At 68.8% G+C, this 24,910-nt stretch carries 22 protein-coding genes; 14 read left to right on the top strand and 8 right to left on the bottom strand.

Features of this window, described 5'->3' with window-relative positions; genetic code table 11:
• Positions 1-8: 8 nt before the first annotated feature.
• From lpdA to FHW84_RS03180, 3 genes are all read left to right on the top strand, one after another.
• The gene (gene lpdA / locus FHW84_RS03190) at positions 9-1,793 is read left to right on the top strand and encodes a dihydrolipoyl dehydrogenase (RefSeq protein WP_167252651.1); all 1,785 of its coding nucleotides are present in this window, start codon (positions 9-11) and stop codon (positions 1,791-1,793) included.
• A gap of 357 nt (positions 1,794-2,150) precedes the next feature.
• Complete coding sequence (locus FHW84_RS03185) at positions 2,151-3,446, top strand: MFS transporter (protein WP_167252650.1); 1,296 nt, start codon at positions 2,151-2,153, stop codon at positions 3,444-3,446.
• Between the two features lie 53 nt (positions 3,447-3,499).
• Positions 3,500-4,282 carry a substrate-binding domain-containing protein gene (locus tag FHW84_RS03180; RefSeq protein WP_167252649.1) on the top strand — a complete coding sequence of 261 codons (783 nt, stop codon included), beginning with the start codon at positions 3,500-3,502 and terminating at the stop codon, positions 4,280-4,282.
• A gap of 60 nt (positions 4,283-4,342) precedes the next feature.
• On the opposite strand, the gene FHW84_RS03175 is transcribed toward FHW84_RS03180, so the two are convergent.
• Both FHW84_RS03175 and FHW84_RS03170 read right to left on the bottom strand, forming a co-directional pair.
• Positions 4,343-5,371 (bottom strand): hypothetical protein, encoded by a 1,029-nt coding sequence (locus tag FHW84_RS03175; RefSeq protein ID WP_167252648.1) that lies wholly within the window; start codon positions 5,369-5,371, stop codon positions 4,343-4,345.
• 473 nt (positions 5,372-5,844) lie between these two features.
• Complete coding sequence (locus FHW84_RS03170) at positions 5,845-6,525, bottom strand: hypothetical protein (RefSeq protein WP_167252647.1); 681 nt, start codon at positions 6,523-6,525, stop codon at positions 5,845-5,847.
• Positions 6,526-6,657: 132 nt separating this feature from the next.
• On the opposite strand from FHW84_RS03170, the gene dapB reads away from it, so the two are divergent.
• Positions 6,658-7,461, top strand: a complete 804-nt coding sequence (gene dapB / locus FHW84_RS03165; protein ID WP_167252646.1) for a 4-hydroxy-tetrahydrodipicolinate reductase — start codon at positions 6,658-6,660, stop codon at positions 7,459-7,461.
• A 5-nt stretch (positions 7,462-7,466) separates the two neighbouring features.
• Here dapB and FHW84_RS03160 read toward each other — a convergent pair whose 3' ends face one another.
• Together FHW84_RS03160 and dinB are read right to left on the bottom strand one after the other, a co-directional pair.
• The gene (locus tag FHW84_RS03160) at positions 7,467-8,150 is read right to left on the bottom strand and encodes a hypothetical protein (protein ID WP_167252645.1); all 684 of its coding nucleotides are present in this window, start codon (positions 8,148-8,150) and stop codon (positions 7,467-7,469) included.
• A gap of 67 nt (positions 8,151-8,217) precedes the next feature.
• Complete coding sequence (dinB, locus tag FHW84_RS03155; protein WP_167252644.1) at positions 8,218-9,312, bottom strand: DNA polymerase IV; 1,095 nt, start codon at positions 9,310-9,312, stop codon at positions 8,218-8,220.
• Positions 9,313-9,514: 202 nt separating this feature from the next.
• On the opposite strand from dinB, the gene FHW84_RS03150 reads away from it, so the two are divergent.
• The 3 genes from FHW84_RS03150 to FHW84_RS03140 all read left to right on the top strand — a co-directional run bounded on the left by FHW84_RS03150 (position 9,515) and on the right by FHW84_RS03140 (position 13,880).
• Positions 9,515-10,198: a type 1 glutamine amidotransferase domain-containing protein gene (locus FHW84_RS03150; RefSeq protein WP_167252643.1), complete on the top strand. Its 684-nt coding sequence runs from the start codon at positions 9,515-9,517 to the stop codon at positions 10,196-10,198.
• 105 nt (positions 10,199-10,303) lie between these two features.
• The gene (locus tag FHW84_RS03145; protein ID WP_167252642.1) at positions 10,304-11,635 is read left to right on the top strand and encodes an amino acid permease; all 1,332 of its coding nucleotides are present in this window, start codon (positions 10,304-10,306) and stop codon (positions 11,633-11,635) included.
• Positions 11,636-11,813: 178 nt separating this feature from the next.
• Positions 11,814-13,880 (top strand): beta-agarase, encoded by a 2,067-nt coding sequence (locus FHW84_RS03140; protein ID WP_243867860.1) that lies wholly within the window; start codon positions 11,814-11,816, stop codon positions 13,878-13,880.
• A 30-nt stretch (positions 13,881-13,910) separates the two neighbouring features.
• Here FHW84_RS03140 and FHW84_RS03135 read toward each other — a convergent pair whose 3' ends face one another.
• From FHW84_RS03135 to FHW84_RS03125, 3 genes are read right to left on the bottom strand one after another with little or no spacing between them, the layout of a single operon-like run.
• Positions 13,911-14,318 (bottom strand): hypothetical protein, encoded by a 408-nt coding sequence (locus FHW84_RS03135; RefSeq protein WP_167252641.1) that lies wholly within the window; start codon positions 14,316-14,318, stop codon positions 13,911-13,913.
• On the bottom strand, positions 14,315-14,806 hold the full coding sequence (locus FHW84_RS03130; protein WP_167252640.1) for an Mpo1-like protein: 492 nt from the start codon (positions 14,804-14,806) through the stop codon (positions 14,315-14,317). Before FHW84_RS03130 ends, FHW84_RS03135 begins: the two co-directional genes overlap by 4 nt.
• Positions 14,807-14,814: 8 nt before the next feature.
• Positions 14,815-15,711: a phosphoribosylaminoimidazolesuccinocarboxamide synthase gene (locus tag FHW84_RS03125; protein ID WP_167252639.1), complete on the bottom strand. Its 897-nt coding sequence runs from the start codon at positions 15,709-15,711 to the stop codon at positions 14,815-14,817.
• Between the two features lie 117 nt (positions 15,712-15,828).
• On the opposite strand from FHW84_RS03125, the gene FHW84_RS03120 reads away from it, so the two are divergent.
• The 5 genes from FHW84_RS03120 to FHW84_RS03100 all read left to right on the top strand — a co-directional run bounded on the left by FHW84_RS03120 (position 15,829) and on the right by FHW84_RS03100 (position 21,262).
• Positions 15,829-16,140 carry a c-type cytochrome gene (locus FHW84_RS03120; RefSeq protein ID WP_167252638.1) on the top strand — a complete coding sequence of 104 codons (312 nt, stop codon included), beginning with the start codon at positions 15,829-15,831 and terminating at the stop codon, positions 16,138-16,140.
• Positions 16,137-16,940 carry a co-chaperone DjlA gene (gene djlA, locus FHW84_RS03115; RefSeq protein ID WP_167252637.1) on the top strand — a complete coding sequence of 268 codons (804 nt, stop codon included), beginning with the start codon at positions 16,137-16,139 and terminating at the stop codon, positions 16,938-16,940. The genes FHW84_RS03120 and djlA overlap by 4 nt, the downstream gene beginning before the upstream one ends.
• 160 nt (positions 16,941-17,100) lie before the next feature.
• A complete protein-coding gene (gene rpe, locus FHW84_RS03110) occupies positions 17,101-17,769 on the top strand; it encodes a ribulose-phosphate 3-epimerase (RefSeq protein WP_167252636.1) in 669 nt (222 codons plus the stop codon).
• 660 nt (positions 17,770-18,429) lie between these two features.
• Positions 18,430-19,119, top strand: a complete 690-nt coding sequence (gene pdsR, locus FHW84_RS03105; RefSeq protein ID WP_167252635.1) for a proteobacterial dedicated sortase system response regulator — start codon at positions 18,430-18,432, stop codon at positions 19,117-19,119.
• Positions 19,120-19,234: 115 nt separating this feature from the next.
• Positions 19,235-21,262 carry an ATP-binding protein gene (locus FHW84_RS03100; protein WP_167252634.1) on the top strand — a complete coding sequence of 676 codons (2,028 nt, stop codon included), beginning with the start codon at positions 19,235-19,237 and terminating at the stop codon, positions 21,260-21,262.
• A gap of 108 nt (positions 21,263-21,370) precedes the next feature.
• Here the strand turns inward: FHW84_RS03100 and FHW84_RS03095 are convergent, their stop codons facing one another.
• Positions 21,371-22,393 carry a hypothetical protein gene (locus FHW84_RS03095; RefSeq protein ID WP_167252633.1) on the bottom strand — a complete coding sequence of 341 codons (1,023 nt, stop codon included), beginning with the start codon at positions 22,391-22,393 and terminating at the stop codon, positions 21,371-21,373.
• A gap of 173 nt (positions 22,394-22,566) precedes the next feature.
• Here FHW84_RS03095 and trpE point away from each other — a divergent pair, with 173 nt between their 5' ends.
• Positions 22,567-24,039 carry an anthranilate synthase component I gene (gene trpE, locus FHW84_RS03090; RefSeq protein ID WP_343203557.1) on the top strand — a complete coding sequence of 491 codons (1,473 nt, stop codon included), beginning with the start codon at positions 22,567-22,569 and terminating at the stop codon, positions 24,037-24,039.
• 13 nt (positions 24,040-24,052) lie between these two features.
• Positions 24,053-24,766, top strand: coding sequence for a hypothetical protein (locus tag FHW84_RS03085; RefSeq protein ID WP_243867816.1), 714 nt, complete (start codon positions 24,053-24,055; stop codon positions 24,764-24,766).
• Positions 24,767-24,910: the final 144 nt, after the last annotated feature.

Genomic DNA, 24,910 nt, shown 5'->3' with positions numbered 1-24,910 from the left:
CCGACGACATGGCGAATACGATCGAACTGAAAGTCCCCGATATCGGCGGCAACGAGAACGTGCCGGTGATCGAAGTGCTGGTGAAGGCCGGCGACAGCGTGACCAAGGACCAGAGCCTGATCACGCTGGAGTCCGACAAGGCGACGATGGAAATCCCCTCGAGCGCGGCCGGCACCATCAAGGAATTGAAAGTGAAGGTGGGTGACGAGCTGTCCGAAGGCGCCGTCATCGCCATCCTCGAAGTCGCCGGCGACGCCGCAGCGCCCGCGGCCGAAGCGCCGAAGGCCGCGGCGCCCGCTCCGGCACCGGCGCCTGCGCCGGCTGCCGCCGCCAAGGCTCCGGCACCCGCCCCGCAGGCGGCCGGCGCCTCCGGCCGCAGCGCCGACATCGAATGCAAGCTGGTGGTGCTCGGCTCCGGCCCCGGCGGCTACACCGCCGCGTTCCGCGCCGCGGACCTTGGCGTGGACACCGTGCTGGTCGAGCGCTACGCCACCCTGGGCGGCGTCTGCCTCAACGTGGGCTGCATCCCGTCCAAGGCGCTGCTGCACGCCGCCGCCGTGATCGACGAGGCCGAGGCGATGGCCGCGCACGGCGTCAGCTTCGGCAAGCCGAAGCTCGACCTGGACAAGCTGCGCTCGTTCAAGAACAAGGTCGTGGCCCAGCTCACCGGCGGCCTGGCCGGCATGTCCAGGCAGCGCAAGGTGCGCACCGTGCAGGGCGTGGGCACGTTCGTGTCGCCGCACGAACTGGAAGTGGAGACGGCCGAAGGCAAGAAGCTGGTCCGCTTCGAGCAGGCCATCATCGCCGCCGGCTCGCAGTCGGTGAAGCTGCCGGCCTTCCCCTGGGACGACGAGCGCGTGATGGATTCCACCGGCGCGCTGGAATTGAAGGACGTGCCGGGCAAGCTGCTGGTCGTCGGCGGCGGCATCATCGGCCTGGAAATGGCCACGGTGTATGGCGCGCTGGGCAGCGAAGTGACCGTGGTCGAATTCATGGACCAGCTGATCCCCGGCGCCGACACCGACCTGATCAAGCCGCTGGCCAAGCGCCTGGGCGGCAAGCTCAAGGGCGTGCACCTGAAGACGAAAGTCACCGAGGCCAAGGCCACCAAGAAGGGCATCGAGGTCGCCTACGAAGGCGACAGCATCCCCGAGACCAGGCTGTTCGACCGCGTGCTGGTCGCCGTGGGCCGCTCGCCCAACGGCAACAAGATCGGCGCGGACAAGGCCGGCGTGGCGGTGACCGAGCGCGGCTTCATCAACGTCGACACGCAGATGCGCACCAACGTGCCGCACATCTTCGCCATCGGCGACCTGGTCGGCCAGCCGATGCTGGCGCACAAGGCCACCCACGAGGCGCGCGTCGCCGCCGAGGTGGTCGCCGGCATGAAGAGCTACTTCGATGCGCGCGTGATCCCGTCCGTGGCCTATACCGATCCGGAAGTGGCATGGGTCGGCGTGACCGAGCGCGAGGCCAAGGAGAAGGGCCTGAAGATCGGCGTGGGCAAGTTCCCGTGGGTGGCCAGCGGCCGCGCCATCGGCATCGACCGCACCGAAGGCTTCACCAAGCTGATCTTCGACGAGGAAACCCACCGCGTGGTCGGCGGCGCCATCGTCGGCCCGCATGCGGGCGACCTGATCGCCGAGATCACCCACGCCATCGAGATGGGCAGCGAGGCGGCCGATATCGGCCTCACCATCCATCCGCACCCGACGTTGAGCGAGTCGGTGGGCATGGCGGCGGAGGTGTACGAAGGCACCATCACCGACCTGTATATCCCCAAGCGGAAGTAAGTGCCGCCGTCATTGAAAAGCCTGGGCATGCCCAGGCTTTTTCTCTTGGCAGGCAAAGCCGCGCATCATGTCATTTCCTTACGCCGGCTCGCCATGGCGATAAATCAGAAAGTTTTCGTTCTGCCGCCTGCACGGCAAAACGCGCTATGAAAGTCATTTCAAGAGCTGGTCCGTGCTGACGCGTTCGCGCGTTCTGATATTTTCCATGGCTGCTCGAAATCGCCGATCCAATCCCGCCTTGGCCCATCGTGCTTTCCATTGCCGATACCGCCGGGGCCGACACCGCCGGGGGCCCACACCGCCGGGAAGTCATTGCTCGCCCGCTTGCGCATGTTCAAGAGACCAGGAGACACGTCGATGGATCCTTCGCCCAGCCTTCCGGCCGGCCTTTCGAAAGCCGTTGCGGTCCTGCGCGTGACGGCGGGGAACTTCCTTGAGCAATTCGACTTCTTCCTGTTCGGGTTCTACGCGACGCAGATCGCCCAGGTCTTTTTCCCGGCGCAAAGCGAATTCGCCTCGTTGATGATGACTTTCGCCGCCTTCGGCGCCGGATTCCTGATGCGGCCGCTCGGAGCGATCGTGCTTGGCGCCTATATCGACAACGTCGGCCGCCGCAAAGGTCTCATCGTCACGCTGTCGATCATGGCCAGCGGCACGATCCTGATCGCCTTCGTACCGGGCTACGCGACGATCGGCCTTCTGGCTCCCGCGCTCGTGCTGCTCGGACGCTTGCTGCAGGGCTTTTCGGCCGGTGCCGAGCTGGGCGGTGTGTCGGTGTATCTGGCCGAGATGGCCACGCCGGGCCGCAAGGGCTTTTTCACTAGCTGGCAATCGGCGAGCCAGCAGGTCGCGATTGTCGTGGCGGCCGGCCTGGGTTTCGCGCTCGATCGATGGCTGAGCGCGCCGGTCATCGCCTCGTGGGGATGGCGCATACCGTTCCTCGTCGGCTGCATGATCGTGCCGTTCATCTTCATCCTGCGCCGCCGCCTGGAGGAGACGCAGGAATTCAAGGCACGCCAGCATCGACCGGACATGAAAGAACTGCTCGGCACGCTGGCGCGGAACTGGGTCGTGGTGATCGCCGGGATGATGCTGGTGGCCATGACCACCGCGAGCTTCTATCTGATCACCGTCTACGCGCCGACCTTCGGCAAGACGGTTCTGCACCTGAGTACCGCCGACAGCCTGCTCGTGACGCTGTGCGTTGGAGTGTCCAACTTCGTATGGCTGCCGATCGGCGGCGCGCTCTCCGACCGCATCGGCCGCCGGCCGCTTCTCGTCGGCATGACCGTGCTCGCCATCGCGACCGTGTATCCGGCGTTGTCCCTGCTTGCCCATGCGCCTTCGTTCGTCAGCATGCTGCTCGTCCTGCTGTGGCTCTCCTTCATCTACGGCATCTATAACGGCGCGATGGTCGCCGCGCTCACGGAGGTGATGCCAGTGCAGGTGCGCGTCGCCGGATTCTCGCTGGCGTACAGCCTCGCGACGGCTGTGTTCGGCGGTTTCACGCCAGCGGTTTCCATGGCGCTGATTCACATGACGGGCGACAAGGCCGCTCCCGGCTATTGGATGAGCTTCGCCGCGGCATGCGCGCTCATCGCGACGTTCGTGCTCTACCGCCGCGGCGCATCTGCGTTGGCGCCGGCGCACTGACGCCAGTGCTCGTCCCGCCTCACGAACACCGCCAGATCCGTACGGGCACCGCCATGAAAAATCCCATCCTGAAACTATGCGCGGCCTCGATCGTCGCGGCCTCCGCCTGCTTCGCGAACGTGCAGGCCGCCCAGTTGCAAGTGATGACCTCCGGCGGATTCACCGCCGCCTACAAGCTGCTGGGCCCGCGGTTCGCCGCGCATACGGGCCATACGCTCGAGACCACCTTGGGGCCGTCGATGGGCAAATCGCCCGAGGCGATACCGAACCGGCTTGCGCGTGGCGAGCCCGCGGACGTCGTCATCATGGTCGGTTACGCGCTTGACGAGTTGATCAGGCAAGGCCGGGTCCTGCCGGGGTCACGCGTCGAGCTGGCCGATTCGCGTATCGGCATGGTAGTGCGCGAAGGTACGGCGAAGCCGGACATCCGGTCGGTCGAAGGCTTCAGGCAGGCACTGCTGCAGGCGAAATCGATCGCCTATTCGGACAGCGCAAGCGGTGTCTATGTCGAGCGGGAGCTGTTCAAGAAGCTTGGCATCGAGGACCAGGTCAAGTCGAAGGCGAAGATGGTTCCGCGGGTTCCGGTGGCGTCGGTCGTGGCCAACGGTAACTACGACATCGGCCTCCAGCAGGTAAGCGAACTGCTTCCCGTGCGGGGGGCAACTTTCGTCGGCAAGATTCCCGAGTCGCTGCAATCGGTCACGCGCTTCGCCGGCGGCATCCCCGCGGGCGCCCGGCATCCGGAGGAAGCCAAGGCGCTGCTCGACTATCTCGCGTCGCCCGAGGCGCAGCCGGAGGTAAAGGCGACGGGGCTCGATCCCGTTCCCGCACACTGAAATGCGGCGCCGGAAAAAGCCCGGGCATGCCCGGGCTTTTTCCGTTGCCTTGCGCCGAGCTCAGTTCGACTCGGTGAACTGGATGTACGGCGTCGAACCGCCACCCGTCGAGCAGCTGCCCAGGTTGAGGTTGTTGCTCTCGCCCGTGCTGCCGGAGTTGGCCACGCACGACGGCGCCGAGGTGGAGCCGTTGGTCACCGCCAGCTTCGCGGTGATCGACGAGCCGGTGTTGAACTTGGCCATCGAGCCGCCGGCATTGCCGACCACGTTCCACTCGCCCACCTTCCACACCGTCGCCAGGTACAGCACGCTGTCCTTGCCGCTGGAGCTGTAGGCCTGGGTGCCGTTGGTGAACACCACGGTGTCGTTGCCGCCCGAGCTCACCGTGCCGGTCAGCTTCACGTTGGCCAGCTGGGTGGCCGGCACGTCCGGCGCGGTGGCCGCGGCGCTGTTCTTGTAGCAGTCGCCGGCGCCGTCGCTGCCGAAGCCGCTGGGGCAGCTGCTGCCGCCGTAGCCGATCAGCCAGTACTGCATGAACACGGCCGCCTGGCCGTCCACTTCGTAGTCCGGCGCGTACACGTACTGCTGCCACACGGTACAGCCGGAGTGGCCTTTGCAGGCCGAGGTGGTGTCGTCGAAGCTGGAGTTGATCTGCAGCGAATACTCGTTCGGGCCGAGGATGCCGCCGCCGCCGTAGGCGGCCACGCCCACGCCGGATTCCGAAGTCACGCCGGTCACGCTCGGGAAGCTGCCCACCGCCTTGGTGATCAGCGTGGACGAATGCAGCGTGTAGTCGTTGCCGTTGCCGGCGTTCTGCGCGGGGCCGAAGCTGCGCCAGCGCGGCGTCGGCGTCACGCGCGGGATCGCCGCCGTGCATGCGGCGCGCTCCCACACGACGCTGGGATAGGTGGCATGGAAGCAGCCTTCGGCGGGCGTGGCGATATGCGAGATGTCCTCGCGCCACTGCGCATGGGCCTGCGCTTCCAGCGCACCGACCAGGTCGGTGGTGGGCTGCGCGGCATAGGCCGCGGAAACACAGGCGGCGCTGAGCACGCCGGCGGCTACGACAAACGTCAACTTCGCAAGCATTGAATTCTCCCTGATGCGAAAAATAAGTTTTCGGTTCCGGCGCTGGAGGATTCCAGCCGCCGGTTTCGGGCAACAACTCACCTGCGCGCCGACCGCATCGCGGTGGCGACGATTCATGCGACTACCTGTGCTCCGCTGCATCCCACGGCGGAGAGTCGAGCGATGACGCATCCCCTGAAAGAGCGTCCGGCCATCCGGGCCACAAACGTTCCGGCGGCTTTGGTAATGCATCTTCGGTGCGCTTTGCAAATCGAAAGAGACTGCGTCAAACACCTGCGATGCAAATCGCCCGATGCGCGCGCGAAGGCGCTTCGCACATGCCTTGAAAATAGCTTCCGGGTGAAAGAGAGCGCGCGCCGTTAATGATGTTCAACGATTCGTGCATTCGAAAAAACGCGCGATGCGAATACGTGTGCAAGGTGTGAAGAGCGAACGCTCGTCATTCCGGCCTGCGCCGGAATGACGAGGTGCTGCTACGAGTGCCCGTGCTGCTTGTCCGCCGCGATCGCCGCCTCGATCCGCTTGTGCAGCCCGTCCAGCATGCTGACCACCTCGTGCACCGTGCCCGCCATCTGGCTGGCCACGTGCAGCAGTTCGCGCGGCTGGTAATCGTCGTTGTCGAAGTCCAGCCCCATGTCCATCGCATGCGGGCCGTTCAACACCAGCGGAATGTCGGCCGCCAGATTGTTGAGGCTGGCGGTCTGGGACGCGTAGATGGACGAGTAGGCGCGCAGGCGCTCGTTGTCGATCCAGCTGGCGGACTGGTTGGCCACGGCCAGGTCCCAGGCTTCGCGCCGCAGCACCGGCCAGCGATAGTCCAGGTACAGGCCGTCGGGTGCGTTCGCATGGGCGTGCTGGCGGATCGTTTCGTCCGAGGCATGCGCCTTGATGTCGGCGGCGAGCACGTCGCGCAGGTGGGCCAGTGCTTCCATGCGCGCCCGGTCGTGTTCGAGCACGCGCTCGATCTCGGCCAGGTTCTGCTGGATCTCCGCATCGATGCGCACGCTGGCCTCCTCGGCCGCATGCTTGTGATGGGCATGCTCGATCCACGCCTCCAGCCCCAGCGCGGTGAGGATGCTGAGCACGATCATCAGATAATGCTTGATGAAATCCTTGAGCGATTGCAGGCGCGTTCTGGGCAATTCGAGGTGCATGGCAGCGTCCGGGCGGCGATATGCGGGAAACTGCCGAGCCTAACCGAAGGCGCCGCGGGCCGGCAGTGCGCAAGGGCTTGCAAAGCGCCCGGCACGGCGGCATCTGGTTTTCTTTGACTGGCGAGGTGACCCATGAGCTTGAACGTCTGTCTGGCAGGAGCCACCGGCTGGGCCGGTTCGGAACTGGCGCGCGGCCTGGCCGCCACCGATGGCCTGAAGCTGGTGAGCGCGGTATCGCGCAAGCATGCCGGTGGCACGCTGGGGCAGGCGCTGGGCGATGCGCGCCTGGATGCGCCGGTGTTCGCCACCGCCGCCGAGGCCCTGGCCCGGCCGGTCGACGTGTTCATGGAATACACCAGGCCGGACAGCGCCAAGGCCAACATCCTCGCCGCGCTGGAACACGGTGCGCACGTGGTGGTGGGCACCTCGGGACTGAGCGATGAGGACTACGCGCAGATAGACCAGGCCGCGCGCGCCAGGGGCCGCGCCGTGCTCGCCTGCGGCAACTTCGCGCTGACCATGGTGCTGCTGCAGAAATTCGCCGAGCAGGCGGCGCAGTACATCCCGAGCTGGGAAATCATCGACTACGCCTACGAAGGCAAGCCGGACGCTCCCAGCGGCACCGTGCGCGAACTGGCCGGACGCCTGGGCCAGGTGCGCCAGCCGGAACTCGGGCTGCCGCTGGAGCAGACCCGCGGCGTACGCGAGACGCGCGGCGGCACCCTGGGCGGCGCACAGGTGCACGCGGTGCGCCTGCCGGGCTTCGTGCTCGGCGCCGAGGTGATCTTCGGCATGCCGGACCAGACGCTCACCCTGCGCCATAACGCCGGCAGCAGCGCGAAGCCTTACGTCGACGGCGCGCTGCTGGCGCTGCGCAAGGTGCCGGGTTTGGCGCCCGGCCTGCACCGCGGCCTGGACAAGGTGCTGGAGATCTGAAGCCTTCAGCCGTGCGCGGCGCCGGTGTCGTCGCGTTCCAGCGCATGCACCAGATGGCCTTCCAGCTGGTGCAGATGCGACTGGATTTCCTGCGAGGTGCTGATCATCTGCCGCAGCACGGTGGCGAATTCCAGCGGATCGACCGCCGCATGGAGTTCGATCCGCGTGCGCAGCGCCGCCATGCTCGGCGCATTGAGCAGGATGATGCTGTCGTGGGTCAGCCAGTTGGAGGCGTCGTGCAGGTCCGCATAGGCCGCGGAAAAACGGCGCAGGTCAGCATCGTCCATCCAGCTGGCCGACTGGTTGGCCACGGCCACGTCCCAGGCCTGCGAGGCCACGGTGGGCCAGTTCACGCTCAGCTTGAACGAGGCGTGGCGCGCCTGGATATGCTGGTTGATCGCCGCCGCGGTGGCGCCCGCGCGGATATCCGCGCTCACCGTCTCGTCCAGTTCGATCAGCGGCTTGATCAAGGCCTCGTTGGTCTTGATCGACAGGCGCACGTCGCTGAGGTTGGCCTCGATCTCCGCGCGGATATGCCGGTTCGCCGTCTCCGCCGCATGCGCATGATGCGAGCGCTCGATCCACGCCTCCAGCCCCAGCGCGGTAAGAATGCTGAGCACGATCATCAGATAGTGCTTGGTGAAATCGGTCAGCGAATGCAAGCGCATTTTCGGCAGTTCGAGATGCATGTCATACGTCTCGGCGAGGCTGGAGGAGGCGCAGCGTAGCCGATCCCGGCGCGGCGCAGCAGTGCGCCTAGCCGTGCTCGAACAGGTCGCCCTGGGCGACGAAGCTGTCCTGCTCGACGAAGCCGGAGAGCCCCACCCCGACCAGCCGGTAGCGGCTTTCCGCCGGCCGCTCCACGCGGGCGCGCAGGGCGCAGGCCAGGTCGGCCAGTTCTTCGGCTGACGTAGGGCGCGTCGACGGCGTGAGGCTGCGCGTCAGCGTGTGGAAGTCGCTGGTCTTGAGCTTCAGCACCACGGTGCGCGCGATGCGCCCGTGCGCGCCCGCGGCCTCGCGCTCATGCGCGGCCCAGGTCTTCCCGGCCAGGCGGCGGATATGCGGTTCGAGTTCGTCCAGCGTGAGGTCGCTCTCGAAGGTGTCCTCGGCGGAGACCTGCAGGGTGGGGCGGTCCGGTTCCACCGCGTGCTCATCGATGCCCAGCGACAGCTCGTGCAGGCGCCGGCCCCAGCGGCCGAAGCGCTGTTCCAGTTCTTCCGCCGCGACGTTACGCAGCTCGCCCACGGTGGCGATATGCATGGCGGTGAGCTTGGCTTCCATCACCTTGCCCACGCCGGGCAGGCGGCCCACCGGCAGCGGGGCGAGGAAGTCCAGCACCTGGTGCGGGCGGATCACGAACAGGCCGTCCGGTTTCTTCCAGTCCGACGCGATCTTGGCCAGGAACTTGTTCGGCGCCACGCCGGCCGAGGCGGTGAGCTGCGTTTCCTCGCGGATCGCCGCGCGGATCGCCTCGGCGGTGGCGGTGGCCGAAGGCAGCGCGGTGATCGACGAGGTGACGTCCAGGTAGGCCTCGTCCAGCGACAGCGGTTCGATCAGCTCGGTATGCCGCGCGAAGATCTCGCGCACCTGCCGCGACACCGCCTTGTAGCGGCTGAAATCCGGCGGCACGAAGATCGCCTGCGGGCACAGCCGCTCCGCGCGCACCGCCGGCATCGCCGAACGCACGCCGAACTTGCGCGCCTCGTAGCTGGCCGCGCACACCACCGAACGCGCGCCGCGCCAGGCCACCACCACCGGCTTGCCGCGCAGCTCGGGGTCGTCGCGCTGCTCCACCGACGCGTAGAACGCGTCCATGTCGATGTGGATGATCTTGCGCGGAGGCGGTGGCACGAGCGGAGCGGCAGGGATCGCAAGCGTGGATGGCGGCGAGAGTTAAGCACGGAACCGCCGCGCCTGCCCGATCCGCTGCCGGGCTTGCCCATTTCTGCCGATCCGCTGGCGCGACGCTTGAAGGCACCGCGCCGGCCCGCAGATCACGTGCACTTACCGCCCCGCCTGCCAGGATGGGCGGCAATCACGCGAGGAAAAACCGATGAAGATCCTGATGGTGCTGACGTCGCACGACCAGCTCGGCGATACCGGCCGCAAGACCGGCTTCTGGCTGGAAGAATTCGCCGCGCCGTACTACGTGTTCAAGGACGCCGGCGCGCAGATCGTGCTCGCCTCGCCCAAGGGCGGCCAGCCGCCGCTCGATCCCAAGAGCGACGAGCCCGACGCGCAGACCGAGGCCACCCGCCGCTTCCGCGCCGACGCCAAGGCGGTGGAGGCGCTGGCCCATACCCAGCCGCTGGCCGAGGCGGCCAAGGCGCAGTACGACGCCGTGTTCTATCCCGGCGGGCACGGCCCGCTGTGGGACCTGGCGGAAGATGCCGACTCCGCCGCGCTGATCGAGCGCACCTACGCCGCCGGCAAGCCGGTGGGCGCGGTGTGCCACGGGCCGGCGGTGTTCCGCCACACCCGTTTCAAGGGCGAGCCGCTGGTGCGCGGCAAGCGCGTCACCGGCTTCACCAACGGCGAGGAAGCCGCGGTCGGGCTCACCGACGTGGTGCCGTTCCTGGTCGAGGACATGCTCAAGGCGCATGGCGCGGAGTATTCGAAGAAGGCCGACTTCCACCCCTACGCCGTCACCGATGGCAACCTGGTGACGGGACAGAACCCGGCCTCGTCGGTGGATGCGGCCAAGGCCGTGCTGGCGCTGCTGCGCAACGAGGACTGAGCCGCGCGCGGAGACGGGCAGGGCGGCCTGCCCGTCTCCATGCTGCCGCGCATAGGGCATAGGTCATCAGTCATGCGGGGGCGTCCCGGGTTATCGTCGACGCTTATGACCGATACCTCACCTTCGTACCTCCGCCGCCTCGGCACCTGGGACGCCGCCGCCATCGTGATCGGCGGCGTGATCGGCGGCGGCATCTTCCGCAGCACCTCCACCGTGGCCGAGCGCACCTCTTCCGGCGCGGAACTGCTGCTGCTGTGGGCGATCGGCGGCGCGCTGACCCTGGCCGGCGTGCTGTGCTACGCCGAGCTGGGCGCGCGGAGGCCGCAGGCGGGCGGCATCTACATCTATCTGCGCGAGGCCTTCGGCCAGCTGCCGGCGTTCCTGTTCGGCTGGACCATGGCGCTGATCAACTATCCCGGCAGCGTGGCGGCGGTGGCGACCACCTTCGCCGATTACTTCTGCGCCGCGGTCGGCCTGCCGCTGCCGTGGGTGAAGCCGGTGGCGGCGGCGGCGATCCTGTTCATCGTCGGCGTGAATTTCTTCGGCATCCGTGCCGGCTCGCGCATGCTCAACCTGTTCACCGTGCTGAAGCTGGCCGCCATCGCCATGCTGGTGGCGGCGGCGCTGGTGCTGGCGCGCGGGCATCTGGGCATGGCGCTGGCGCCGGATCCGGTGCACCAGGCGCGGCCCTGGGATTTCCTCGGCGCCTTGTTGCCGGTGCTGTTCACCTACGGCGGCTTCCACTACCTCAACGACCTGGCCGGCGAAGTGCGCGAACCGCAGCGCACGCTGCCGCGCGCACTGGGCCTGGGGCTGGCGGCGGTGGTGCTGTGCTATCTGCTGGTCAACTTCGCTTATCTGGCCGGGCTCGGCCATGCGGGCCTGGCCGCCAGCCATGCGCCGGCCGCGGACCTGATGCACAAGCTGTTCGGCGAAGCCGGCGCGCGGGTGATGGCGATCGGCATCGCCTGTTCCACCTTCGGCTATTGCAGCATCGCCATTGCCGGCGGCGCGCGCGTGCTGCAGACCATGGGCGCGGACGGCATGTTCTTCCGCGCGGTGGGCCGCATCGACGCGCGGTCGCGCGCGCCGCAGGTGGCGCTGGCGGTGCTCGGCGGCTGGGCCATCGTGCTGGTGCTGTCCGGCAGCTTCGGCCAGCTGCTCAACTACACCACGGTGGGCGAGTGGCTGTTCCACGCCTTCGGCATCGCCACGCTGTTCTGGTATCGCCGCCGCTTCGCGACGGAGCCGGCGCCGTACCGGGTGCCGTTCTATCCGGTGCTGCCGTTCCTGTTCGTGCTGACCGTGCTGGGTGTGATCGCGGCGACGGTGTTCGATTCGCCGGGAGACGCCGGCATGAGCCTGCTGCTGGTGCTGGTCGGCGTGCCGGTTTATCTGGTGTGGCGTGCGTGGCAGCGGCGGCAAGGTCCGGCGTGACGCCGTAGGTTGGAGTGAGCGCAGCGAACCCCAACAAGCGCTGCCGGGTGCCGTGTTGTTGGGGTTCACTGCGTTCACCCCAACCTACGGCGCTCCAGTCGGGGTGGAGGAGTGGCACGTGAAGCGATGGCATACATTCGGCTGCTTGATGCTGGCATCCCTGTGCGGCGGGTCCGCCATGGCCGTGCAGGTGGTCGATCTCGGCCAGCCCTCCGCCAAGGCCGCACTCGAACAGGTGCAGCGTGGCGCCCATGAAGTGCGCGATGGCGCCGCGGTGCTGCAGCCCTTCGTGTTTCAGCCCGCTGCCGCTCCGCATCTCACGCTCGCACCCGCTCAAGGCAGCTGGGACTGGAGCGCCCAGGGCGAACTGCACCTGCGCGTGCAGAGCGGCATGGCCTGGGCGGTAACGTTGCGCATCGATATCGATGGCGCCGGCAAGGATCAGGCGCTGCACGCCACGGTTGGCATTCCTGCCGGCCCTCCGCAGACCGTAGTGGTGCCGCTGCATGCCGTCTCGCCACGCGCGCAGGGCATGCAGGCGGGGCCGCCGATGCCGTACGAGCGCAAGGGCCAGCGCGTGCTGGTCGCCACCGTGGTCGAAGGGCAGCTCGATCTGCACAAGGTCGCTGCAGTGCGCCTGAGCATGCCTGCGCCGCAAGCCGCGCAGACGTTGCTGTTCGGCAAGCTGGAGACGATGTCTGGCGACGCTGCGCTGCGCGGCGCGTATACCGCCATCGTCGACGCCTACGGCCAGTACACGCGCGGCCAATGGCCGGAGAAGATCGACAGCGATGCCGCGCTGCGCGCCGCGCAGGCCAAGTCCGTTGCGGCGCCGTCGCCGGCGAAGCGCGATCCCTACGGCGGCCGCACCGACCTGCCCGCGTTCAAAGCCACCGGCTGGTTCCACACCGAGCGCCGCGACGGCCGCTGGTCGCTGGTGACGCCGGATGGCCATGCGTTCTTCTCGCTCGGCGTCAATGCGGTGACCACGGAGCAGCGCAGCTACGTGCAGGGCCGCGAGTGGATGTTCACCGGCCTGCCGCCCGACAGCGGCGCCTGGCATGCCTTCTACGGCAGCGGCGACAACCGCTCGCCCGATGCGCAGGCCGCCGCGGGCATCGGCTACAACCACGGTCGCTGGTTCGATTTCTATGCGGCCAACCTGTATCGCCTCGACGGCGCGGACTGGCCGCAGGCCTGGCGCCAGCGCACGCTGGCGCGCCTGCATGCGTGGGGCTTCAACACGCTGGGCAACTGGAGCGACGAGGCGCTGGCGGGCGAACGCACGAACCGCGTGGCTTACACGCGTTCGATCGAAGTCGCCGGCGTATTCGGCAATGTCTCCAGCGGCTACGACTATTGGGGCCGCATGCCGGATCCGTTCGACCCGCGCTTCGCGCAGGCGGCGGAAGCAGCGGCGGTGAAGGCCAGCAAGGGCGTGGCCGACGATCCCTGGCTGCTGGGCTACTTCGCCGACAACGAACTGCCGTGGGCCGGCCAGGGGCCGCAGGGGCGCTGGGGCCTTGCGCTGGGCACGCTGCGCGGCGAGGCGCGCAGCGATGCGAAGCAGGCCTTTATCGCGGCGCTCAAGCGCAAGTACGGCGAACCGGCGAAGCTGGCGGCGGCATGGGGCATCGCGTTGGATACGTGGGATGCGCTCAACGCCACGGGCTACAACGCGCCGCTGCCCAGCGAAGCGCATCCGGCGGTCGCCGCCGACTACAGCGCCTGGCTGCGGCAATACGCCGAGCAATATTTCCGCGTGGTGAGCGAGGCGCTGCACAGGCACGACCCGCACCATCTGTTCCTCGGCGGCCGCTTCGCGGTGAATACGCCGGAAGCCGTCGCCGCCTGCGCGCGCTACTGCGACGTGCTCAGCTTCAACGCCTACACCGACGTGCCGCAGCACGGCGTCGACATGGCGGCCATCGCCAAGCTCGGCAAGCCCGTGATGCTCACCGAATTCCATTTCGGCTCGGACGACCGCGGACCGTTCGGCCGCGGCGTGGTGCCGGTGTGGAACGAGGCGCAGCGCGGCGAGGCGTATGCGCGCTACGTGCAGGCCGCGGCGCAGGACCCGAACGTGGTCGGCGCGCACTGGTTCGAGTACACCGACCAGCCGGTAAGCGGCCGCACGCTGGACGGCGAGAACTCGCACGTCGGCCTGGTCGGCATTACCGATATCCCGTTCGGCAGCTTCGTCGACGCGGTGCGCAAGGCCAACGAGCAGGCCGGCGCGCGCTGATCAGTCGAGGCTGATCAGCCGAGAGAGTGTTCAGCCGACGAGGCTGGTCACCGCGCCGAACACCACCAGCATGATCACCGCCACCGCCAGGCAGGCGCTGGTCGGCTTGATGCGCCGCGCATCGATGCGCGGCACCAGCCGCCACAGCAGCGCGGCGCCGATCAGCATGTTCAGCACGATGGCGGCGCGCCAGCCGGCGGTGCGCAGCAGGGCCAATGGGTCGACCTGCGCGCCGTGCTTCATCAGCACGGCGCCGCCCACGATCACGTCCAGCAGCATCCACAGCAGGCAGGCCAGGTAGGTGCGGTTGAACACCACCGGGCTGCGTTCGATCCAGCGCAGCACCGCCCACGCGATGATCGCCAGGAACAGCGCGCCGATGCTGCTGTAGAGCACCCACCACAGCAGGCTGCTGAGCAGCACCAGGAAGGTGTTCATGCCTGCTCCCCGCCCAGGCCCAGGCGGCGCATCAGCTTGTCCAGCAGCCAGGCGGGACCGACCAGCAGGTAGGAAAGGTCGGTGAGGAAGCTGGGGCGGCGGCCTTCGATCGCATGGCCGACGAACTGGCCGACCCAGGCCACCGCGAACACCGCCACCGCGCTCCAGCGCAGCACGCTGGCGCCGTACTGCGCGTGGATCCATGCGGTGGGCAGGTCCAGCAGCACGAACACCACGAACATGGCGCCGCCCATGCGCCGCGAATGCTTCCAGTACCAGGCGAAGGCCAGCACCTGCGCGGCGACGGACCAGAAACCCGGGCGGCCGAGCAGGGCCGGCACCGGGATGGTCCACATCAGCGCGATGGCGCTCCACAGGATCAGCGGCACGCACACCTCGTGCAGCCGCTGGTTGACGGGGTGGCGATGGTCGCCGGCGTAGCTGTCCAGCCAGGGACCCAGGCCGGTGCGCGGTTCCGCGGTGCGCATGGCGGCGCTCAGCCCAGCTCGATATCGGCCAGGCGGCGCAGCGCCTCGGCGTACTTGGCTTCGGTGCGGCCGATCACCTCGGCCGGCACGCGCGGGCCGGGCGCGGTCTTGTTCCAGTCCAGCGTTTCCAGGTAGTCGCGCACGAACTGCTTGTCGTAGCTGGGCGGGCTGATGCCCACCTGGTATTCGTCGGCCGGCCAGTAGCGCGAGGAGTCGGGCGTGAGCATCTCGTCCATCACGTAGAGCTTGCCGTCTTCGTCGGTGCCGAATTCCAGCTTGGTGTCGGCCAGGATGATGCCGCGCCCGGCGGCATAGGCGGCGGCCCACTTGTAGATGGCGAGGGTGGCCTCGCGCACCTGTTCGGCGAGCTCCGCGCCCACCGCGGCGACCACCGCGTCGAAGCTGACGTTCTCGTCGTGGTCGCCGACGGCGGCCTTGGTCGACGGGGTGAAGATCGGTTCCGGCAGCTGCTGCGCCTGCTTCAGGCCCGCCGGCAGCGCGATGCCGCAGACCGCGCCGGTGGCCTGGTAGTCCTTCCAGCCCGAGCCGATCAGATAGCCGCGCGCGATCGCCTCCACCGGCACCGGCTTCAGGCGGCGGGTGACCACGGCGCGCTTCTCGTACAAGGCCAGGTCGGTGCCGGCGGGAAGCACCTCGCTCAGCGGCGTGTGCAGCAGGTGGTTCGGCACCAGGTGTCCGGTCTTGGCAAACCAGAAGTTGGAGATCTGGGTGAGCATCTCGCCCTTGCCGGGAATCGGGTCGGGCAGCACCACGTCGAAGGCGGACAGGCGGTCGCTGGCCACGATCAGCAGGCGGTTGCCGGGCAGCGCGTAGACGTCGCGCACCTTGCCGCGGTGGAGCAGTTCCAGGCCGGGCAGATCGGATTGCAGCAGGGTGGTGGGCACGGCGGACTCCTGGGCGGTCAAGGCGGGCAAGCCCGCTATTGTAGCGGCGGGTGGGCCGCGGATCGCCGTGGCAGGGCTGCTAGTATGGGAGTCTTTAGCCCCTCACCTGTGTCGCCGATGCGCCTCGCCCTGACTGCGGTACTCGTTCTCGCCGCCAGCCTTCCTGCCGTTGCCGCCACGCCGCCGAAGCCGGCGCGGCTGGGCCTGTGCGCGGCCTGCCATGGCGAAACCGGCATCGCGCAGATTCCCGGCGCGCCGCACCTGGCCGCGCAGAAGGCCGAGTACCTGCGCGAGGCCCTGCGCCAGTACCGCGACGGCCGCCGCAAGGCGCCGATCATGCAGGCGGCGATCGGCCCGGTGAGCGAGGCGGACCTGGACGAACTGGCCCGCTGGTACAGCCAGCAGGCGCCGGTGAAGGCGCAGCCATGAGCATGTCCTGGACCCTGGTGCTGGCCTTCCTGGGCCTGGTCTTCGGCCACAGCCTGTCGACCATGATCGCCGGCGGCGTGGTCGGCTTCGTCATCGACAGCATGCGCCAGACCCGGCGCCGCCGTACCCCGTCCGAGGGCGGCTACATCGGCCCGCTGTTCGCCCTGCTGGGCGCGGTGGCCAAGTCGGATGGCCGCGTGTCGGAAGCGGAGATCGCCGTCGCCGAGCGCCTGATGTCGCGCATGGGCCTGCCGGCCGAGCAGCGCCAGCAGGCGGTGGCCGCCTTCAATGCCGGCAAGGCGCCGGAGTTCGACGTGACCCCGGCCATCGACGAGCTGCGCCAGTGGGTGGGCGTGCGCCGCGACCATGCCTTCCCGGTGCTGGACGTGGTGATCGACACCGTGCTGGCCGAGGGCAATCCGCCCCCGGAGAAAATGGCCATCCTGCGCCAGCTCGCCTTCGCCCTGAGGGTCAGCGACATGGAGCTGATGGCGCTGATGGCGATGAAGGGCTATGCCTGGAACGCCGGCGCCAACTACCGCGGCCAGGCCTATGGCAACGGCAACGGCTACGCGCCGCCGCAGCGCAATACCAGCGGCCCGGATCCCTACACCGTGCTGGGCATCGGCCGCGACGTCGACGATCGCGCCGTGAAGCGCGCCTACCGCAAGCTGATTTCCGAACACCACCCCGACCGCCTGGGCGACCTGCCCGAGGACATGCGCAAGCGGGCCGAAGCGCGCGCCAGCGAGATCAACGCGGCGTACGAGCGGATCAAGGCCGAGCGCGGGTTTAAGTGAGGGAATGGGGAATAGGGAATAGGGAATAGGGAATAGGAGGAGCTCGCCTCCATGCCTTACCTGGATTCCTGGTTGACATCCGCTATTCCGGCGAGCTGCAAGCAGGTCGGGTGTTAGGCTCTTCCTATTCCCTATTCCCTATTCCCTATTCCCGGCCCCCATGAAACAGCCCAACGTCATCGCCCCCTCGATCCTCTCCGCCGACTTCGCCCGCCTGGGCGAGGACACCGCCAAGGCGCTGGCCGCCGGCGCGGACTGGGTGCACTTCGACGTGATGGACAACCATTACGTGCCCAACCTGACCATCGGCCCGATGGTGCTCAAGGCGCTGCGCGACTACGGCGTCACCGCGCCGATCGACGTGCACCTGATGGTCAAGCCGGTGGACCGCATCGTGCCGGACTTCGCCAAGGCGGGCGCCAGCGTGATCAGCTTCCATCCGGAAGCCAGCGAGCACGTCGACCGCACCATCGGCCTGATCAAGGATTCCGGCTGCCAGGCCGGCCTGGTGTTCAACCCGGCCACGCCGCTGAACTGGCTGGACCACGTGCTGGACAAGCTCGACCTGGTGCTGATCATGTCGGTCAATCCCGGCTTCGGCGGCCAGAAGTTCATCCCGCATGCGCTGGACAAGCTGCGCGAAGTGCGCCGCCGCATCGACGAGAGCGGCCGCGCGATCCGCCTGGAAGTGGACGGCGGCGTCACCGCCGACAATATCGGCGCGATCGGCGCCGCCGGCGCGGACACCTTCGTGGCGGGCTCGGCCATCTTCAATGCGCCGGATTACCAGGCGGTGATCAAGGCCATGCACACCCAGCTGGGCACCTGAGCCTGAACCGCGGGCAATAAAAATCCCGGCGCGGGGAAGCGCCGGGATAAGACGTCGGAACGACGCCAGAGGAGACCACGCTGGTTGCGCCCTACGCTCCTGCGGGTTCCACGGCAATGGACTCGGGCGCCACCGCAAGTTCTGACAGGGCATTCCCCGGATGGTTCCTTGCAGGACGAAAATATTTCCGCCGCAAGAAAAAAGCCCCGCGAGGGAGCGGGGCGGAACTCACCGTCCGGAGGAGGACGGGAAGGGGCACTCGGTTGACGGTATCGCGGCGGGCTCCTTGCCCCGGCGGCCCGGCACGCCTCCTTGCGCACCGGCCGCCCATGCCTTCCACGGCAGCTCACTACAGAGTCGGGGTCAGTGGATGCTCATCACCAGGCCCAGCAGCAGGGCGCCCAGGGCCAGCACCACGCGCAGGGGTTCGAAGCTGCGCAGTTCGGCATTGGGGTCGGTGGGTTCGGGCTTGTTCATGGCGGCATCCGGGGTGCGTCGAAGTGCTGCCTATGAGGCGCCGGCGGCGGGCGCGCGGCCCGGCACGGTGCGGGCGAAGGCGCGATGGCGTCTGGCAAAACGCGGGCAGCGCCAGCCTCCGCCTTGCGCCGCGCGAGTCGGCATAGCACCCTGCGCGCCATCCGCACCGAGAGGGAACGCTCCATGGGCCGCAGCATTGCCATCGTCGAAGACGAACCGTTGATCCGCGCCAACTACGTCGAGGCGCTCAACCGCTTCGGCTACGACACGCGCGGCTACGGCTCGCGCCAGGAGGCCTCGACCGCCTTCGCCATGCGCCTGCCGGAGCTGGTGATCATCGACATCGGCCTGGGCGACGAACCGGAAGGCGGCTTCGACCTGTGCCGCGAGCTGCGCGCGAAATCGCCGACGCTGCCGATCATCTTCCTCACCGCGCGCGATTCCGATTTCGACGTGATCTCCGGCCTGCGCCTGGGCGCCGACGATTACCTGAGCAAGGACACCAGCCTGCACCAGCTGGCCGCGCGCATCGCGGCGCTGTTCCGCCGCATCGAGTCGATGAAGGCGCCGGCGTCGAGCGAGACGGTGATCGAGCACGGCCCGCTCAAGCTCGAATCCGAGCGCATGCGCATCACCTGGAACAACGAAGAGATCCCGCTCACCGTCACCGAGTTCTGGATGGTGCACACCCTGGTGCGCTTCCCCGGCCACGTGAAGAACCGCGACCAGCTGATGCGCGAGGCCGAGCTTGTAGTGGACGACGCCACCATCACCTCGCACATCAAGCGCATCCGCAAGAAGTTCATCGCGGTGGCGCCGGAGTTCGATGCGATCGAGACGGTGCACGGCGTCGGCTATCGCTGGCGTCCTTGATAGTGGCGGGGAACGGGGATCGGGGAACAGGGAACGGCGCGCGTCCCCGAAGAACTGATGCCATGGCTGCGACGTCCCGTTCCCCATTCCCTGATCCCCGTTCCCCAGCAACTCCATGACCCTCCGCCGCAAGCTCCTCCTCGTCGCGCTGTGCACCCTGGCCCTGCCCGTGGCGGGCTGGCTGTATGTGCGCCAGATGGAAACCCTGCTGCGCGAAGGCCAGGCGCAGGCGCTGGTGGCGTCGGCGCGCGCGGTGGCGCGCAGCCTGGTGGTGACGCATGCGCCGCTGCCGCCGGGGGGCAACGGGTGGTACGTGCAGCAGGCGGTCAATCCCATCACCGTCGATGGCTATGGCGACGACTGGGCGCCGCTCACGCCGTGGAGCCAGTCGCTGGACAAGCGCGGCAAGCTGCTGCTCGCCGAGGACCGCGACTGGCTGTACCTCTATGTGGACGTGCGCAGCACGCACCGCACCCGCGCCGACGCGGCCGACGCCAATGCGCTGGCGGCGGATCACCTGATCCTGGGCCTGCGCAAGGGCGGCCAGCTGCGCCGCTATCTGATCGCCAGCGCCGCGCCGGGGCCGGCTACGGCGCGGCCGCTGGATCCGGCGGTGGAACGCTTCCCGGAGTGGATCGCCGCGCAGTGGCAGGAAGACGGCAGCGGCTACCGCGTGGAACTGCGCCTGCCGCGCGCGCTGGGCCTGGACGGCCTGGGCGTGGGCATCTACGACGCCGCGGCGCCGGACAGCGATCCGCAGGCGGCCGACGTGCGCCCGCTGCTGGGCTATTCCGCCGAGCTTTCGCACGAACTGGCCCAGCTCGCGCCCGAGAACGTGCGCGCCCGCGTGCTGGCGCCGCAGGGCTGGCTGCTGGCGCGCAGCGGGCGCCTGGGCAGCACGGCGGTGCCGGCCGGCGAGCAGCCGGGCTGGTTCGCCTCGCTGGTGTACCGCTCGCTGCTGGCCAATCAACTGGAAGACGCCGAGCCCTGGACCGACGACGCCCCGCGCCTGGACGTGCGCGAAGTGAACGCCGCCGCCGGCGGCGCGCCGTCCACGCTGTGGCGCCAGGGCGAGGCGCGCGGCAGTGTGGTGCTGGCCGCGGCGGTGCCGGTGGAGCAGGGCGGCAAGGTGCAGGGCGTGCTGCTGCTGGAACAGTCCAGCCGCGCCGTGCCGCTGCTGGCGAACCGCGCCCTGCTCGGCCTGCTGGCCACGAGTTTCGGCGTGCTGCTGGTGGCCGGCGGCATCCTGCTGGCCTTCGCCACGCGCCTGAGCCTGCGGCTGTCGCGCCTGCGCAACGCCGCCGAGCGCGCGCAGGCCAACGATGGACGTCTGGACGGCCAGATGCTGGCGCGCTTCCCGATGACCGACGCGCAGGACGAGATCGGCGACCTGGCGCGCAGCTTCGAGCGCCTGTTCGAAGTGGTCGGCGGCTATACCGACTACCTGCGCACGCTGGCCTCCAAGCTGTCGCATGAACTGAATACGCCGCTGGCGATCGTGAAGTCCTCGCTGGACAACCTCGAACACTCGCTCACCGACCGCAACGCCCTGCCGCCCGAAGCCGCGCCCTACCTGGCCCGCGCCCGCGACGGCGTGGCGCGCCTGGGCACCCTGGTGCGCGCCATGAGCGAAGCCAGCCGGATGGAGCGCGCCATCGCCGCGGCGGAACCGGAAGACGTGGACCTGGCCGAAGTGGTGCGCGGCTGCGCCGATGCCTACCGGCCGCTGGCCGGCACGCGCCGCTTGGATTGCGTGCTGCCGGATGGTCCGCTGCGCCTGCACTGCGCGCCCGAGCTGATCGCCCAGGCGCTGGACAAGCTGTTCGACAACGCGCTCTCGTTCACTCCCGATGGCGGCTGGATGCGGCTGAGCCTGCGCGCGGCCGGCGACGGCGCCGAGATCGAGCTGGCCAACCAGGGCGAGCCTTTGCCGGCGGCGATGCAGGGACGCTTGTTCGATTCCCTGGTGAGCCTGCGCGACAAGGCCACGCCGGGCGACGTGCCGCATCTGGGGCTGGGGTTGTACGTGGTGCGGCTGGTAGCCGAGCGGCACCATGGGGTGGCGTCGGCACGGAACCTGGAGGACGGCAGCGGCGTCGCTTTCACCCTCAGCCTGCAAGGCATGCCGCGCCAGCGCCTGTAACTTAGGTTGGGGTGAGCCGGAGGCGAACCCCAACAATGCGGTGCGTTTGGACGGTGCGGTGTTGGGGTTCGCCTTCGGCTCACCCCAACCTACGTCACGCTACCGGGGCTAGCGCCTCACCATCCATCCGCCCGCGCTGTGCAGCACCTGCACTTGCTGCACGGCCGGTGCGCCGCAGGTCTCCCCTTTGCACGGCACCAGCGTCACGCTCAGGTGCTGGTCGTCATCCAGCTTGAAATCCGCCAGCTTCTCGCTGGCCGCGCCTGCCGCATTCTCCAGCGCGGTGCCGATGAATACGCCGCTGCGGAACACATACAGCTGCAGGCTCGATGGATGGCAGGCGCGGTCGAAGCTCGCGGCGGCCTCGGCGACATAGGTATCGCCCTTGCGCTGCGCGCGGCCGGTGAGCAGGCGCTGGCCGCCGGTGAGCAGGAAGCGGTCCTCGTCGCTGCGTGCCGAGGGTGCGGCGGCGGCGCACTGGCCGGCGTTGGCGCTGGTGACGGAGGCGTCGTCGCCAGCGTCGTCGTCCTCGAATTCCAGCGGCTGCAGCGGCCGCGGCACATAGCGCTGCGCGGCTTCGGGCGCGCTGGCCGGCGCGGGCTTGTGCAGCCACAGCGCCAGTCCGGCGGCGGCGATCACCAGCACGGCGATGGCCCAGCCGGGGACGCGCCAGGTCCGGCGAGGCGCGGCGGCGGCCGGGATCGGCGGCGGCATGGCGTGCGTTGCGTCGGTGGGCAGTGGCGGCGGCAACGGCTCGCCCGCGCCGGTGGGCGACCACGGGAACCACTGCTGCCCGCCGTCATGGCACCACTGGTCGCCGCCTTCGGCATAGCGCGCCAGCGCGGACTCCGGCAGCGGGCCGCGTACCTGGCCGGCGCGCAGCAGCCATACCAGCGGCGCGTCGTCGGGTTCCGGCCGCGCTTCCACGCCCATGTCTTCCAGCTGCGCGGCCTGGGCCTGGGCGGCGGACAGCTCCAGCCCGCGGCGGATCAGCAGCGGCGCGCGCCCGAACACGCGCTTGCGGAAATCCGCGTCCTGCATGCCGAACGCTTCGGCCATGCGGGCGTGCGCGCTGTCCGGGTCGTGGCCGGGCAGCAGGCGGCCGGTGAGCACGAGGCAGTACTGATCCATATCGGTTCCCACCGGGAGGCGCGGGTGCCGCGCCCATCCGCCCAAGGGTAGGCGCGGCGCCCGGAGCGGACAAGCACGAGCGCCGCCGCCGCCGCGGTTATGCCTACAATGGCCGCCTTGAGTGTTCCCCGCATGGCTTCCCGGATTCCCACGACGTGAGCTCACCAGAGAAGATCGGCCGCGAGCAATTCGACGCGCTGGCCGCCCAAGGCCACACGCGCATCCCGCTGGTGCGCGAGGTGTTTTCCGACCTCGACACGCCACTGTCGGTGTACCTGAAACTGGCCGACGGCCCGTACACCTTCCTGTTCGAATCGGTCGAGGGCGGCGCCACCTGGGGACGCTATTCGATCATCGGCCTGCCGGCCCGGCGCGTGTACCGCCTGCGCGGCCACGAGCTGGAAGTGGAAGACAGCGGCGAAGTCACCGAGCGCCGCCACCTGGACGACCCGCTGGCCGAGATCGAAAAACTGCGCCTGCAGTACGACGTGCCGCGCCTGCCGCAGCTGCCGGCTTTCAGCGGCGGCCTGGTCGGCTATTTCGGCTTCGAGACCATCGGCTATATCGAGCCGCGTCTGGCGCGCTGGGACCGCGCCGACGAACTGGGCACGCCCGACGTGCTGCTGATGCTGGCCGAGGAAGTCGCCGTCTTCGACAACCTCAAGGGCCGCCTGTACCTGATCGTGCATGCCGACCCCGCCCGGCCGCACGCCTACGCCGAGGCGCAGCGCCGGCTCGACGCGCTGGTGCATCGCCTGCGCCAGGGCGGCGCCTCGTATCCGCAGCTCACCCAGTCGGTGGCGCTGGACGAGGGCGATTTCAAATCCTCCTTCACCAAGGAGGAATTCGAGGCGATGGTCGAGCGCGCGAAGGAATACATCCGCGCCGGCGACATCTTCCAGGTCGTGCCTTCGCAGCGCCTGAGCGTCGGCTTCAACGCGCGCCCGGTGGACGTGTACCGCGCGCTGCGCGCCTTGAACCCGTCGCCCTACATGTACTTCGTCGATCTGGGCGGCACGCAGATCGTCGGCTCCTCGCCGGAGATCCTGGCGCGCCTGAAGGACGGCAAGGTGGTGGTGCGCCCGCTGGCCGGCACGCGCAAGCGCGGCGCCACCGAGGAGGAAGACCAGGCGCTGGAAGCGGAACTGCTGGCCGACCCCAAGGAGCGCGCCGAGCACGTGATGCTGATCGACCTGGGCCGCAACGACATCGGCCGCATCAGCGAGACCGGCAGCGTGGAGGTGAGCGAGTCCTTCGTGGTCGAGCGCTACTCGCACGTGATGCACATCGTGTCGCAGGTGCAGGGCCAGGTGCGTCCGGATGTCGGCTACATGGACGTGCTCAAGGCCACCTTTCCGGCCGGCACGCTCAGCGGCGCGCCGAAGATCCGCGCGCTGGAGATCATCCAGGAGCTGGAACCCTACAAGCGCAACATCTACGCCGGCGCGATCGGCTGGATCGGCTGGTGGGGCGACGCGGACACCGCCATCGCCATCCGTACCGCGGTGATCCAGGACGGCCGCCTGCACGTGCAGGCCGGCGCCGGCATCGTCTACGACTCCGACCCCACCGCCGAGTGGGAGGAGACCATGAACAAGGGCCGCGCGCTGTTCCGCGCCGTGGCGCAGGCGGCTAAGGGCCTGTAAGGCGGCGATGGACATGCACAGGAAACGCCAGCTCAGTCTTTCGATCACGCGCGCCGGCATCGTCGCCTTGCCGCTGCTGTATTCGCTCACCGCCACCGCGCGCGAGCCGGCGCAAACGCGCTGGGTCGACGACCCGTACAGCCGCATGAAGGCGATGGCGATGCTGCAGTCGCTCAACGCCGACCTGCTCAGCCACCCCAGCGCCACGCTCACCCTGGAGCGCTGGTGCGGCACGCATCATCTGGCCCACGACGCCAAGGTGGTGGCGCGCGTGGTGAAGGGCGCGGACAAGCCGCTGCCGGACGGCGCCCGCGAGCAGCTGGGCATCGGCGCCGAAGAACCGGTGCGCTACCGCCAGGTACAGCTGGTCTGCGGCGGCCTGGTGCTGTCGGAAGCCGACAACTGGTACGTGCCGTCGCGCCTGAGCGAGGCGATGAACCGCGAGCTGGACGAGAGCGACACCCCGTTCGGCAAGGTGGTGCAGCCGCTGCACTTCCGCCGCCAGACCCTGGCCGCGGAGCTCCTGTGGTCGCCGCTGCCGGCCGGCTGGGACGCCGGCGCGCCGCTGCCGCCGGCCACCCGCCATCCGCTGGATATTCCCGCCCACGTGCTGCAGCACCGCGCGGTGCTGGTGAGCGGCGACAACCAGCCCTTCAGCCTGGTGGTGGAGAGCTATACGGCGAACGTGCTGGCGATGCCCTCGTCGCTGCTGGCGCCGACGCCCTAGCGCAAGCCCGGCGTAAGAACCGCGTCACAAAATCTGCCAGAATGTGACGGCGATCGCAGGGAAGGGCGGTCGCCATTGCGCCGCGTGCCGTCCAGGCACGCTCCCAGGGAAACGGGGCCCGATGCCGCAAAACCTCTTCCGGTA

It is taken from the genome of Dyella sp. SG562 (genome assembly GCF_011759495.1).
In the GTDB taxonomy this organism is placed as follows: domain Bacteria; phylum Pseudomonadota; class Gammaproteobacteria; order Xanthomonadales; family Rhodanobacteraceae; genus Dyella_D; species Dyella_D marensis.
This window is presented reverse-complemented; position numbering and strand designations above follow the sequence as displayed.

Bases quoted from the DNA above. Each gene is read 5' to 3' on its own strand.
- FHW84_RS03185 (WP_167252650.1), top strand. From the start codon at position 2,151: ATGGATCCTTCGCCCAGCCTTCCGGCCGGCCTTTCGAAAGCCGTTGCG.
- lpdA (WP_167252651.1), top strand. From the start codon at position 9: ATGGCGAATACGATCGAACTGAAAGTCCCCGATATCGGCGGCAACGAG.
- FHW84_RS03175 (WP_167252648.1), bottom strand. From the start codon at position 5,371: ATGCTTGCGAAGTTGACGTTTGTCGTAGCCGCCGGCGTGCTCAGCGCC.
- dapB (WP_167252646.1), top strand. From the start codon at position 6,658: ATGAGCTTGAACGTCTGTCTGGCAGGAGCCACCGGCTGGGCCGGTTCG.
- FHW84_RS03145 (WP_167252642.1), top strand. From the start codon at position 10,304: ATGACCGATACCTCACCTTCGTACCTCCGCCGCCTCGGCACCTGGGAC.
- rpe (WP_167252636.1), top strand. From the start codon at position 17,101: ATGAAACAGCCCAACGTCATCGCCCCCTCGATCCTCTCCGCCGACTTC.
- FHW84_RS03160 (WP_167252645.1), bottom strand. From the start codon at position 8,150: ATGCATCTCGAACTGCCGAAAATGCGCTTGCATTCGCTGACCGATTTC.
- FHW84_RS03095 (WP_167252633.1), bottom strand. From the start codon at position 22,393: ATGGATCAGTACTGCCTCGTGCTCACCGGCCGCCTGCTGCCCGGCCAC.
- FHW84_RS03120 (WP_167252638.1), top strand. From the start codon at position 15,829: ATGCGCCTCGCCCTGACTGCGGTACTCGTTCTCGCCGCCAGCCTTCCT.
- FHW84_RS03130 (WP_167252640.1), bottom strand. From the start codon at position 14,806: ATGCGCACCGCGGAACCGCGCACCGGCCTGGGTCCCTGGCTGGACAGC.
- FHW84_RS03140 (WP_243867860.1), top strand. From the start codon at position 11,814: ATGGCCGTGCAGGTGGTCGATCTCGGCCAGCCCTCCGCCAAGGCCGCA.
- FHW84_RS03150 (WP_167252643.1), top strand. From the start codon at position 9,515: ATGAAGATCCTGATGGTGCTGACGTCGCACGACCAGCTCGGCGATACC.
- FHW84_RS03180 (WP_167252649.1), top strand. From the start codon at position 3,500: ATGAAAAATCCCATCCTGAAACTATGCGCGGCCTCGATCGTCGCGGCC.
- djlA (WP_167252637.1), top strand. From the start codon at position 16,137: ATGAGCATGTCCTGGACCCTGGTGCTGGCCTTCCTGGGCCTGGTCTTC.
- pdsR (WP_167252635.1), top strand. From the start codon at position 18,430: ATGGGCCGCAGCATTGCCATCGTCGAAGACGAACCGTTGATCCGCGCC.
- FHW84_RS03085 (WP_243867816.1), top strand. From the start codon at position 24,053: ATGCACAGGAAACGCCAGCTCAGTCTTTCGATCACGCGCGCCGGCATC.
- FHW84_RS03100 (WP_167252634.1), top strand. From the start codon at position 19,235: ATGACCCTCCGCCGCAAGCTCCTCCTCGTCGCGCTGTGCACCCTGGCC.
- FHW84_RS03170 (WP_167252647.1), bottom strand. From the start codon at position 6,525: ATGCACCTCGAATTGCCCAGAACGCGCCTGCAATCGCTCAAGGATTTC.
- FHW84_RS03135 (WP_167252641.1), bottom strand. From the start codon at position 14,318: ATGAACACCTTCCTGGTGCTGCTCAGCAGCCTGCTGTGGTGGGTGCTC.